Here is a 10,828-nt window from a genome sequence, read left to right as displayed (position 1 = left end):
GGCGCGACGGCGGCGGCGACGGCACGGGGGCCGGGCGCTCGGGCTCCGGCTCGGGCCGGCTGGGCTCCGGCCGGGCGGGCTCGGGCTCGGCCGGCTCAGGCTCGGTCGCCTGCGGCGGCGTGACCCGGGCCCGGGCGACCACCGAGCGGCTCTCCTGCCCCGGCCCCGACTCCGAGCCGGACGGAGCCGAGCCAGACCCGGACGACTCCGAGCTGTACGACGTCGAACCCTTGCCCGAAGACGCCGAGTCAGGCGCAGAATATGCCGAGTTTGAGGCAGGCGACGCCGAGTCAGAGGCGGATGACACCGAGCCAGAGCTGTACGACGTCGAACCCTTGGCTGACGATGCCGAGCCCGAGCTGTACGACGTCGAACCCTTGGTAGAAGACGCCGAGTCAGGCGCAGACGATGCTGAGCTTGAGGCAGGCGACGCCGAGTCAAGGGCGGATGACACCGAGCCGGAGCTGTACGGCGTCGAACCCTTGGCGGAGGACGCCGAGTCAGAGGCAGGCGACGCCGCGCCAGGCGCGGGCGATGCCGAACCGGATGCGGGTGGCGACGAAACGGAGGCTGCCCGAGCCGACGCGGAGCCGGAAGCGGGCGACGCCGAGCTCGTGGCGGGTGGCGCGGAAACCGAGGCGGAGCCGGAAGCGCGTGACGCCGAGCTGGTGGCGGGTGGCGCGGAAACCGAGGCGGAGCCGGAAGCGCGCGATGCCGAGCTGGTGGCGGGTGGCGCGGAAACGGACGCGGCGGGAGCCGACGCGGAGCCGGAAGCGGGCGGCGTGGAGTTCGAGGCGGGCGGGGCCGAACTGGGGGCCGGCGGGGCGGACGCCACGATGGGGGCGGACGGGGCGGCGGAGACCGGGGCCGAGGCGGAGACGGTCGGGGTCACGACCTTGGCGCCGGACACGCCGCTGCTGCCGTAGATCTTGGCCTCGCCCGTGCTCCAGCCGGCGGCGCGGGCCGCGTCGGCCGACTCGGGGTTCACCGAACCGGGGACGCTGGCGCGGGCGGCGCCGGAGCCGAGCGTGGTCGGCAGGCGGCGGCTGGCCCCGTCGACCCGCTGCGGGAAGAACTCGGAAGCAGCCGACGAGCCGTCGTCGCCGGAACCGTCTGGACCGGCAGTCTTGGACGAGCCGCTCGGACTGGTCGAGCCGCTTGAGGTGGACGAGCCACTCGAACTGGATGAGCCGCTCGTAGTGGTCGAGCCGCTCGTAGTGGTCGAGCCGCTCGTAGTGGTCGAGCCGCTTGGGCCGGTCGAGCCGCTTGGGGTGGGCGAGTCGCTCGGGGTGGACGAGTCGGAGGCGGGGGCGGCCGAGACCTGGGCGGAGGCCCGCACCGAGCTGCTGCCGCCGCTGTCACCGGGCTTGGTGGCGGCCCACAGAGCACCGGGCGCGGGCGGCGGTGGCGGGGCGTACCCGTCCTGATCGCCGACCACCGGCGTCCCCGCAGCGGGCGGCTTCGCGCCGTCGCTGTCCGGTTTCGCCTGCCGCTCGTCCATGGAACCTCCCGACTGCCGCGTACCGACGGATTCGGTCGTCGGGTGCTGCCCATAACCGTGCCATATCCGCGCGCGTCAGCACACCCGGCATCAACCGGACCATGCCCCCGGTTGGGCGTTGAGCACCGGAAAGGCAAAATTCGTGCACCTCGTGGCGGACACCCGCCCGGCCGCCGAGACCGAAGCGGACACCCGGGCCGGACCCGGTTTCACTTCCCAGAAGAGGACGCCGAGGCCGAACCCGAGGACGACTTCGTGGCGCCGGCCGAGGACGACTTCGTGGCGTCGGCCGAGCTGGACGTCTTGGTCGGCGTCGAGGCCGAGTTCGATGTCTTGGTCGGGGTCGACGCCGAGTTGGACGTCTTGGTCGGCGTCGAGGCCGAGCTGGTCGTCTTGGTCGGGGTCGAGGCCGAGTTGGACTGGGTCGCGGTTGCGCTGTTGCCGCCCGACGGGCTCTCCGAGTCGCCACCCGTCGGCGGCGTGTTCGCCGGCGGGTCGTTGGTGGGCGGGTCGGGGTCGGGGTTGGTCGCCGGCGGCGTCGTGGCGGGCGGTGTGGTCGCGGGCGGCGTCGTCGCGGGCGGCGTGGTGACCGGCGGCGTCGTCACGGGCGGCGTGGTGACCGGCGGGGTCGTCACGGGCGGCGTCGTGGTGACGGGCGGGGTGGTGGTGACGGGCGGAGTCGTTCCCGGCGGCGTGGTGGTGCCCGGCGGGTTGCTGGTGCCCGGCGGGTTGGTCGTTCCCGGCGGCTTCGTGGTGGTGGGCGGCTTGGTGGTGCCGGGCGGGGTCGTCGGGTTCGGGTTGTCCGGCGTCGTCGGCGGGTCAGGATCCGGGTTGCCGAGCTCGGGACCGGGCACGATCCCCTCGATCGAGCCGAACACGCGGGTGGCCTGGAACAGCCGCGACCAGCGGACCGGGGTCAGCCGCACGTTGAGGCCGGTGCGCGGGGCCTCGACCATCATGCCGTCGCCGGCGTACATCGCGACGTGGTGGATGCCCCGCCAGCTGTTGGTGTGGCTGAAGAAGAGCAGGTCGCCGGGGAGCAGCGAGTAGCGCGAGACGACCTTGTTACGGGTCTGCCAGTACTGGTCGCGGGAGACGCGGTTGAGCTGGAAGCCGACGGACCGGTAGGCGGCCCACATGAGACCGGAGCAGTCGTACTCGTCGGGGCCTTCCTCGGACCACACGTACGGGTCGCCCCGCTGGGCCAGGGCGAACTGGAGGGCCCCCATGGCCCGGGCGTCGGCGCCGCGACCGGCCTCGGGACCGGCCAGGTAGCCCGTGCCGAGCGCGCTGTCGACGCCGGCCTGGCTCGCCTCGGCCGCGGCCAGCGCGTCGGCGTTGGCCAGCTCGAGGGTCTGCTGCGCGGCCTGCTTGCGGGTCAGCTGGGTCTGCAGGGTCTTGTAGGCGGTGGCGAACTCGGTCTGCCGTTCGGTGCTGAGCGCCTGCTCGTCGAGGGCGAGCTGGGCCGTGACCTGGGCCAGCTCGATCTGGCGGGCGATGGCCTGGGCGGTGCCCTGACCGCGCTGGAGACGGGCCAGGTCGTCGAGGCTGTTGACACCGCCGGTGCCGCCGGGCGGCAGGCCGGCGGCGTCGATCACGGCCTGGGCCGCCGCGTCGGCCGCGGCCGCCTGCGCCTGCTGGAGGTTGGCCGAAGCGGCCTGGTATTTCAGGCCCGCGGCCTCGGCCTGGGTCTTGGCCAGATCACGATCCTGCTCGGCCTGGATCAGCTTGTCGCCCAGGGTCGCGATCTCGGTGCGCCCCTTTTCGATCTGCTGCAGGGCCGGGTTGGTGGCGGCGCCGGGCAGCGAGGTGATCGTGGTGGCGGTGGGCGCCTTCTGGCCGGGGAGGACCAGGGTGCCGAGCGCCATCGGACGGGAGCCGACGTCGGGCACGGCCAGGTTGAACGAGTCTTGCGGGGCGGTGGCCGGGTCGGCGAAGGCGGGCACGGGCTGGAACAGGGCGGCGATGGTGGCGGCCACGGCGGTGAACGCAACGGGGCGCCACCACGGGCGCGCGCTGCGTGATCGCCGGACACCAACTCGTGCTGTCGCCATGTGCTCCCCGTCCCGTCGCGGCGCTCCGCGCCGCGTGCCGTCCCCCTAAAGACTTACATCAAAGCTCACATGCCTGTCGATTGATCCCAGGTGAAAGAAGGCTGGGAATCCGACGAACGGCAGCGTGGGGGAGCCGAGCGGACACCGGGGCCTGAAGAGACGTCGGAGGGCCGCCGTACTCTCGACGGCAGTTGTCGAGAGGGGCGCACGAGATGGATGCCGGACTGAAGGCCGAGCTCGAGGCCAAGGTCTATGCCGGTGAGCGGCTGGATCGGGCCGACGGCGAGGCGCTGTACGCCTGCGACGACCTGGCCTGGTTGGGCCGGCTGGCCCACCACCGGCGCACCGAGCTGAACGGCGACCGCGTCACCTTCCACACCGGCCCGCCGTCCGAGGCGGCGTCGATGATCTACGGCGGTCACGAGACCCCGGCCGACCGGGTCGACCAGGTGCTGAGCCTGCGCGACGAGCAAGACCGCACCGGCGAGATCCGGGCCTTCGTCCCGGTGCGCCACCAGCCCGAGGGCGAGGCCAAGGCGGCGGCGCCGACCGAGACGCTGAAGACGTTCGCCGTCTCCCGCCTCCTGCTCGACAACGTGCGCCACGTGACCTCGTCCTGGGCCGCCCACGGCCTGCCTGTCGCGCAGCTCACACTCAACTTCGGCGCCGACGACCTCGAGGGTCCCGGCGACGGGTCCGAGGGGGCCGCCGACCGCGACGAGTTGCTCACCCTCATCTGGGACGCGGGCTTCCGGCCGGTCGAGCGGGACGCCGCCCACGCGGTGGTGCGCGAGCACGAGCCGGCGCCGTCACTGGCCGAGCGGCGCAGCGAGCCGCAGCAGGTCTGGGCCTGAGCCGGGCGCGTACCCTGCAAGGTGAAATGACCGACACGAAGAGCACCCGCCGCCCTCGCCGCGACCCCAGTGGACGCCTGGCGACCATTGGCGACCTCGTCGGCACCGCGCTGGCCGGGCTGGTGACCGGGGCCGTGCTGCTGCTGATCCTCGAGGCGATCCTGTCGCTGACCCGGATCTCCGAGTTCGGCCAGACCAGCGGCTGGCTCGCGATCATCCTGCCGGTGTGGCTGTTCGTCGAAGAGTTCCGGGCCGAGGGCTTCGGCGCCTCGCGTGTGGTGGTGGCACTGCTCGGCATCGGCTTCGCGGTGGCCGTCGGCATGACGCTGGCCGGGTTCGCCGCCGCCTGGTTCCCGACGCTGGTCAGCGGCCTGGTCGGTGCGGCCGGCTTCACTTTGGTCTATTGCCTGATCTGGTTCTACGGCCTGCGGTGGCTCAGCCACCGCATCGGCTGACGAGAGGGAGACATGAGCCCCGCCATCAAATACACGCTCGGCCGGATCGGCCTGTTCGTGGTGGTTCTCGCGCTGCTCTCGCCCCTCCCGCTCAACATCCTGGTGACCGGGATGATCGCCATCGTGGTGTCCGCCATTGCGTCGTTCTTCCTGCTCGCCAAGTGGCGCAACCAGATGAACGAGCAGCTCGTCAACGTCGCGGGCCGCCGCTCGGCCGAGAAGGAGCGGCTGCGAGCCGCCCTGGCCGGCGACGAAGCGGCCGCCGCCGAGGGCGACCGGGCCGCCGAGGCCGGCAACACCACCGCGGCCGACCGGGCCGCGGAGAAGTCCGCCGAACCGCCCCGTTGATCACGCTCTGGGTGGGATAGCGTCGGAGGGACCGCGTTCAGCGAAGCCGGTGCGAATCCGGCGCTGTCCCGCAACTGTGTGACCCCAGGAACTGTGTGACCCCAGGGGTCGAGCCAGGTCGCCTGGACGCCGGTCGCGAAGTAGCGCTCCCGGGGAGGGGCGCCTCGCGGACAGACCACCCCCGAGGCCCTGTCGGCGAAGCACCCGGCCGACGCCCGTCGGCCACGCACCCGGCCGACCGGAGGACCTCATGAAACGCGCTCTTACCGCCGTGCTCGCGGCGACCACGCTGCTGCTGGCCGGCGCCTGTGGTGGCAACGACGACGACGCGACCCCGCAGGGCGGCTCGCCGTCGAGTGCCGGCGCCGCGTCGTATCCGGTGACCGTCGGCGACCTCACGCTCGACCAGCGCCCCGAGAAGATCGTCTCGCTGAGCGCGACGGCGACCGAGATGCTGTTCGCGATCGGGGCCGGGCCGCAGGTGACCGCCGTCGACGACCAGTCGAACTACCCGGCCGAGGCGCCCAAGACCGATCTGTCGGGTTTCAAGCCCAACGCGGAGGCGATCGCGGCCAAGGACCCCGACCTGGTCGTGCTCTCGAACGACATCGACAAGATCGTCGCGCAGCTGGACCGTCTCAAGATCCCGGTGCTGCTCGTGGCCGCCGCCGCTGACCTCGATGGCACGTACCGGGAGATCGGGGAACTGGGGACGCTGACCGGGCACCAGGCCGAGGCCGAGGCGCTGAACGCGCGGATGAAGGCCGACATCGAGAAGATCGTCAAAGACGTGCCGGCCCGCGCCACGCCGCTCAGTTACTACTACGAGCTCGACCCGACGTTCTACTCCGTCACCTCGAAGACGTTCGTGGGCTCGATCTTCTCGCTCTTCGGCCTGACCAACGTGGCCGACACCGCCGACCCGGACGGCGCCAAGGGCGGCTACCCGCAGCTGTCGGCCGAGGCGCTGGTCAAGTCCGATCCGGACACGATCTTCCTGGCCGACACCAAGTGCTGCCGGCAGTCGGCGACGACCGTCGCCGCGCGCAAGGGCTGGAGCACGATCACGGCCGTGAAGAACCAGCAGATCTATCCGCTGGACGACGACATCGCCTCGCGCTGGGGGCCGCGCACGGTCGACCTGGTGCGGGCGGTGGCCGACGCGGTGGCCAAGGTCCCGGCGTGATCGGCGCCGGAGCGTGCCGGGCCGGGTCGGTGTGAGACCGGCCGGCCTGCGGGCCGGCTGGCTGGCCGGTGGTGTGGTCGCGGTGCTGATGGCGCTGATCGCCGGGCTGGCCTTCGGGTCGGTCGCGCTGCCGCCGGGCGGGGTCGCCGTCGAGCTGCTCAACCTGGTGCCCGGCGTCGATCTGCACAGCGGCCTGACGGCTCGCGAAGTGGCCATCCTGACCGAGCTGCGGCTGCCCCGCGTGGTGCTCGGACTGCTGGTGGGCGGCCTGCTCGCACTGGCCGGGGCCGCGTACCAGGGTGTGTTTCGCAACCCGCTGGCCGACCCGCACCTGCTCGGGGTCGCGGCCGGGGCCGGACTCGGGGTGACCGCGGTGATCTCGCTGCGGGCCGGGACGGCCGGCGACGCCACGGCGAATCTGCCGGTCGGCGTGCCGGTGGCGGCCTTCGCCGGTGCGTTGCTGGCGGTCGCGCTGACCTGGCTGCTGGGCGCGGCCGGGGGCCGCGACCGCTCGCCGGCGACGCTGATCCTGGCCGGGGTGGCGGTCTCGTCGTTCCTGGCCGCCGGGCAGACCTATCTCATGCAGCAGCACGTCGACACGCTGCGCGAGGTGTACTCGTGGCTGCTCGGGCGGCTCGCCACCGCGGGCTGGCACGACGTGCTCATCGTGCTGCCGTACGCCGTGATCACCGCCGTCATCGTGCTGGCCCAGCGCCGCGAGCTCGACGTGCTGACGGTCGGCGACGAGGAGGCGACCGGGCTCGGCCTGCACCCGCAGCGCAGCCGCTACCTGCTGATCGTGGCCGCCTCGCTGGGCACGGCGGCGGCGGTGTCGGTCTCGGGGCTGATCGGCTTCGTCGGCATCATCGTCCCGCACACCATGCGGCTACTGGCCGGGCCCAGTTACCGGTCGATCCTGCCGCTGTCGGTGCTGTTCGGCGGCGCGTTCCTGGCCCTGGCCGACCTGCTGGCCCGCACGGCCGGCGGGCAGGCCGAGATCCCGATCGGCGTGGTCACGGCGTTCTTCGGGGCGCCGTTCTTCATCGTGGTGCTGCGCCGCAGCCGGGGGGCGTCGTGACCGCCGTCCGAGTGCGGGATCTCCGCGTACGCCTGGACGGGACCGTGATCGTCGACGGCGTCGACCTGGACGTGGCGCGGGGCGAGTGGGTCACGGTGATCGGGCCCAACGGCGCGGGCAAGTCGACGGCGTTGCGCGCGATCGGCGGCCTGCTGCCCTTCACCGGCACGGTCGAGCTCGACGGCACTCCCGTCGACCGGCTGCACCGTCGCGAGCGGGCCCGGACGATTGCCACGGTGAGCCAGTCGCCCACGGTGCCGCCGGGGATGCTCGTGTTCGACTACGCGCTCCTCGGGCGTACGCCCTATATCGCCCCGCTCGGCCGCGAGTCCGCCGCCGACCTGGCCGCAGTCGAGGAAGTGCTGGGGTCGCTGGATGTCGCTCGGTTCGCGGGACGGCGGCTCGAGACTTTGTCGGGCGGGGAGCGGCAGCGGGTCTTCCTGGCTCGGGCGCTGGCCCAGGGCGCGGGGATTCTGCTGCTTGATGAGCCGACGAGCGCTTTGGACATCGGGCATCAACAGGAAGTGCTCGAGCTGATCGACCGGTTGCGGGGCGAGCGCTCGCTGACGGTGCTGATGACGATGCACGACTTGACAACCGCTGGGGAGTACGCCGATCGCATGGTGCTGCTGGCTGAGGGCGCTGTGGCGGCAGCTGGCACGGCCCGCGAGGTGCTCACCGAAGACAATTTGGCCAAGCACTATCGCGTACGGGTTCGGGTGATCGAGGGCGACCACGGCCCGCTGGTTGTGCCGGTGCGCAGCTAGGGCATGTAAGCGTTGTCCACAGTTCGGCGCTGTCCACAGGCCACCAACTTGATCTCGCCCAATTCGGTCATAATGTCGACGGGGGAGCCCCCTTGGGAGGGTGGGCTCTGTGGTGGGTGTGATCTTGGTGGGGTCTCGGCTGGGTCAGCGGGCGCCGGCGAGGATGGAGAACAGGCCGCCCTGGGCGTCGGCGAGCACGGCGTAGCGGCCGATCGGCAGGGTGGTCGGGGGCTGGACGACCGTGCCGCCCAGGGCCAGGGCGTGGTTGGCCGAGTCGTCGACGTCGTGGACCGAGAAATAGACCATCCAGTGGGGACTGACGTCGTCGGGCCAGAACTCGTGCAGCATGGGCTGGATGCCGCAGACCGGGGTCTCGCGCACCTTGGCCACCACGTACGGCACACCGGACATCGCGCTGTTGCGGAACTGCCAGCCGAACACCGCGTGGTAGAACGCCATCGATCCGTCCAGGTCGCGGGTGTTCAGCTCGTTCCAGGTGAGCGCCCCGGGCACGTCGAACAGTTCGGCGCCGCGCATCGTGCCCGGTTCCCACACGCTGAACGGCGCGCCGCCGGGGTCGAGGAAGGCCGCCATCCGGCCCTGGTCCTGCACGTCGAACGGCGGCACCAGCACCTTGCCCCCGTTGGCGGCGACCCGGGCCGTGACCCCGTCGGCGTCGTTCGTGCCGATGTAGGTGCTCCAGGCGGTCGGCTGGCCGGCGCCGTAGAGCGGACCGGCGCCGGCCACCGGCAGGCCGTTCAGGGTGAACGTGACGTAGTCGCCGGAGACTTCGGACGACCAGCCGAACAGCGAGGTGTAGAACAGTTCCGCGTCGGCGAGGTCGGCGGTGCCGAGATCGACCCAGCTGGGTGCTCCGGGCGTCGATGGGGTCATGGCCGCATCGTCGCATCGCGCACCTTTGGACAGGCTTAAGTGTCATTGTTCTAGCTGAATCGCCGACCCTCATCGCGTCGATAGGCCCATACGGCCACCCAACCCAGGGCAATGGTCCAGCCGGCCAATGCGGCGATAGATCCGAAATCGTAGGGAAAGTCGCTGACGGCGGCCCACATGAGCCGGGCCGCGCCGCCGGTGGGCAGATAGGGCGCGATGTCCTCGACGATGCCCGGCGCCATTCCCGGTCCGGTCATGAGCCCGCCCAGGAACGCGAGCGGGAAGAACAGCAGCTGGGCGACGACGATGGCTGCCTTCTGCGGCATGGAATAGCCGATCGCGAGGCCCATGAGAATGAACGGGATGGCGATGCCGACGACGGTGGCCGCCGTGATGAGGAAAGCGGTCGCGGTGATGGTGGCCTCGGTCAGAAACGCCGCGATGAGAATGACCGGGATCAGCGAAACGAACATCAGGCACAATCCGGCCAGAATGCGTCCGGCGAATCGGGGTGCGGCGCCGGCGGGCAGGGTGCGCACATAGGGATCCCAGGGCTGGGCCCGATCCTCGGAGACGCCGACTCCATATTGGAACAGATTGGTCGACATCACCGAAAAAGTGATCATCGAGGCGGTCGCGGTGGTGGCGTATTCGGCGTTGCTGCCGACGAACGGGACGACGAACGCGAGCATCGCCGCGGCCGGGAAGAACGCGCTGCCGAACAGGGCGATCGGGATGCGGGCGGTCTCGAGGAGCTGAAAACGGGCATGGGTGAGCGCGAGGGATGCCATCTTGTTCTCCCTGCTGGATCAGGCTGCTGCGGATTCGCGGGTCAGTGCGAGGAACGCCTCCTCCAGCGAGGTCGGGCGCACCTCCAGATCTTCGAAGGCGGTTCCGTACGCGACCAGGTCGCGCACCAACTGGTCCGCGTCCCCGGTCAGCAGGTGCAGGCGGTCGCCGTCCCGCTCGATGTCGGAGACGCCGGCGAGCTCGGGCAGCGGCTCGCGGACGGTGAGGCTGACCCGGCGGACGGCGACCAGGCCGCGTACGGCGCCGACCGTGTCGTCGGCGAGCACCCGGCCACCCCCGATCACCACCACCCGCCGGGCCAACGCTTCGATCTCTTCCAGGTAGTGGCTGGTCAGCACGACCGTGCCGCCCTCGGCCGAGAAGGCGCGGATGCCGTCCCACAGCAGCCGGCGGGCCTGCACGTCGAGACCGGTGGTGGGCTCGTCGAGGAAGACCATGCGGGGCCGGCCGACGAACGCCAGCGCCACCGCCACGCGCCGCTTCTCACCGCCGGACAGGCCGCCGGTCTGCCGTCGTACCAAATCGGTGAGCCCGAACCGGTCGAGCAGCTCGGCCCGGGGCAGGGGGTTGTCGTAGTGGGCGGAGACGAAGTCGACGACCTCGCCGACGCGGAGCGAGGCGGGCAGCCCGGTCTCTTGTGGAGTGACGCCGAGCTCGCGCCGGTGGGCCGGCACCCGCGGGTCGCCGCCGAACAACTCGACCCGGCCCGAAGTGGGCCGCCGAATGCCGGTCAGCAGGTTGACCAGGGTGCTCTTGCCAGCGCCGTTCGGGCCCAGCAGGCCGACCAGCTCGCCGGCCGCGACGTCGAACGAGACCTGGTCGAGCGCTAGCTTGTCGCCGTAGCGGCGGGTGACTTCGAGGGCGCGGGCCAGGAACACGGC

At 71.7% G+C, this 10,828-nt stretch carries 11 protein-coding genes, 1 pseudogene and 1 riboswitch; of the genes and pseudogenes, 8 read left to right on the top strand and 4 right to left on the bottom strand.

Annotated features, from left to right (window positions below; genetic code table 11):
• Together M1L60_RS43500 and M1L60_RS43495 are read left to right on the top strand one after the other, a co-directional pair.
• A pseudogene (locus M1L60_RS43500) lies at positions 1-926 on the top strand (hypothetical protein); the annotation flags it as partial.
• Positions 927-941: 15 nt separating this feature from the next.
• Complete coding sequence (locus tag M1L60_RS43495) at positions 942-1,427, top strand: hypothetical protein (RefSeq protein WP_253243475.1); 486 nt, start codon at positions 942-944, stop codon at positions 1,425-1,427.
• Positions 1,428-1,710: 283 nt separating this feature from the next.
• Here M1L60_RS43495 and M1L60_RS43490 read toward each other — a convergent pair whose 3' ends face one another.
• On the bottom strand, positions 1,711-3,480 hold the full coding sequence (locus M1L60_RS43490) for an NlpC/P60 family protein (RefSeq protein WP_253243474.1): 1,770 nt from the start codon (positions 3,478-3,480) through the stop codon (positions 1,711-1,713).
• 287 nt (positions 3,481-3,767) lie between these two features.
• Between M1L60_RS43490 and M1L60_RS43485 the strand changes: the two genes are divergently transcribed.
• The 6 genes from M1L60_RS43485 to M1L60_RS43460 all read left to right on the top strand — a co-directional run bounded on the left by M1L60_RS43485 (position 3,768) and on the right by M1L60_RS43460 (position 8,243).
• Positions 3,768-4,409: a hypothetical protein gene (locus M1L60_RS43485; RefSeq protein WP_253243473.1), complete on the top strand. Its 642-nt coding sequence runs from the start codon at positions 3,768-3,770 to the stop codon at positions 4,407-4,409.
• A 26-nt stretch (positions 4,410-4,435) separates the two neighbouring features.
• Positions 4,436-4,864 carry a hypothetical protein gene (locus M1L60_RS43480; RefSeq protein WP_253243472.1) on the top strand — a complete coding sequence of 143 codons (429 nt, stop codon included), beginning with the start codon at positions 4,436-4,438 and terminating at the stop codon, positions 4,862-4,864.
• 12 nt (positions 4,865-4,876) lie between these two features.
• Positions 4,877-5,212 carry a DUF4229 domain-containing protein gene (locus tag M1L60_RS43475; protein WP_253243471.1) on the top strand — a complete coding sequence of 112 codons (336 nt, stop codon included), beginning with the start codon at positions 4,877-4,879 and terminating at the stop codon, positions 5,210-5,212.
• Between the two features lie 45 nt (positions 5,213-5,257).
• Positions 5,258-5,330: riboswitch (cobalamin riboswitch) on the top strand.
• Positions 5,331-5,462: 132 nt separating this feature from the next.
• Complete coding sequence (locus tag M1L60_RS43470) at positions 5,463-6,398, top strand: ABC transporter substrate-binding protein (RefSeq protein WP_253243470.1); 936 nt, start codon at positions 5,463-5,465, stop codon at positions 6,396-6,398.
• 88 nt (positions 6,399-6,486) lie between these two features.
• Positions 6,487-7,476, top strand: a complete 990-nt coding sequence (locus M1L60_RS43465) for a FecCD family ABC transporter permease (protein ID WP_253243481.1) — start codon at positions 6,487-6,489, stop codon at positions 7,474-7,476.
• Positions 7,473-8,243: an ABC transporter ATP-binding protein gene (locus M1L60_RS43460; protein WP_253243469.1), complete on the top strand. Its 771-nt coding sequence runs from the start codon at positions 7,473-7,475 to the stop codon at positions 8,241-8,243. The genes M1L60_RS43465 and M1L60_RS43460 overlap by 4 nt, the downstream gene beginning before the upstream one ends.
• 144 nt (positions 8,244-8,387) lie before the next feature.
• On the opposite strand, the gene M1L60_RS43455 is transcribed toward M1L60_RS43460, so the two are convergent.
• The 3 genes from M1L60_RS43455 to M1L60_RS43445 are packed head-to-tail and all read right to left on the bottom strand — an operon-like array spanning position 8,388 to position 10,825.
• Positions 8,388-9,137, bottom strand: a complete 750-nt coding sequence (locus tag M1L60_RS43455; RefSeq protein WP_253243468.1) for a VOC family protein — start codon at positions 9,135-9,137, stop codon at positions 8,388-8,390.
• 50 nt (positions 9,138-9,187) lie between these two features.
• On the bottom strand, positions 9,188-9,928 hold the full coding sequence (locus M1L60_RS43450; RefSeq protein WP_253243467.1) for an ABC transporter permease: 741 nt from the start codon (positions 9,926-9,928) through the stop codon (positions 9,188-9,190).
• A gap of 18 nt (positions 9,929-9,946) precedes the next feature.
• The gene (locus M1L60_RS43445) at positions 9,947-10,825 is read right to left on the bottom strand and encodes an ABC transporter ATP-binding protein (RefSeq protein ID WP_253243466.1); all 879 of its coding nucleotides are present in this window, start codon (positions 10,823-10,825) and stop codon (positions 9,947-9,949) included.
• Positions 10,826-10,828: the final 3 nt, after the last annotated feature.

This window comes from Paractinoplanes aksuensis, assembly GCF_024137025.1.
GTDB lineage: Bacteria > Actinomycetota > Actinomycetes > Mycobacteriales > Micromonosporaceae > Actinoplanes > Actinoplanes aksuensis.
This window is presented reverse-complemented; position numbering and strand designations above follow the sequence as displayed.

Coding starts and splice junctions, on each gene's coding strand:
- M1L60_RS43480 (WP_253243472.1), top strand. CDS start 4,436: ATGACCGACACGAAGAGCACCCGCCGCCCTCGCCGCGACCCCAGTGGA.
- M1L60_RS43475 (WP_253243471.1), top strand. CDS start 4,877: ATGAGCCCCGCCATCAAATACACGCTCGGCCGGATCGGCCTGTTCGTG.
- M1L60_RS43485 (WP_253243473.1), top strand. CDS start 3,768: ATGGATGCCGGACTGAAGGCCGAGCTCGAGGCCAAGGTCTATGCCGGT.
- M1L60_RS43455 (WP_253243468.1), bottom strand. CDS start 9,137: ATGACCCCATCGACGCCCGGAGCACCCAGCTGGGTCGATCTCGGCACC.
- M1L60_RS43465 (WP_253243481.1), top strand. CDS start 6,487: ATGGCGCTGATCGCCGGGCTGGCCTTCGGGTCGGTCGCGCTGCCGCCG.
- M1L60_RS43450 (WP_253243467.1), bottom strand. CDS start 9,928: ATGGCATCCCTCGCGCTCACCCATGCCCGTTTTCAGCTCCTCGAGACC.
- M1L60_RS43470 (WP_253243470.1), top strand. CDS start 5,463: ATGAAACGCGCTCTTACCGCCGTGCTCGCGGCGACCACGCTGCTGCTG.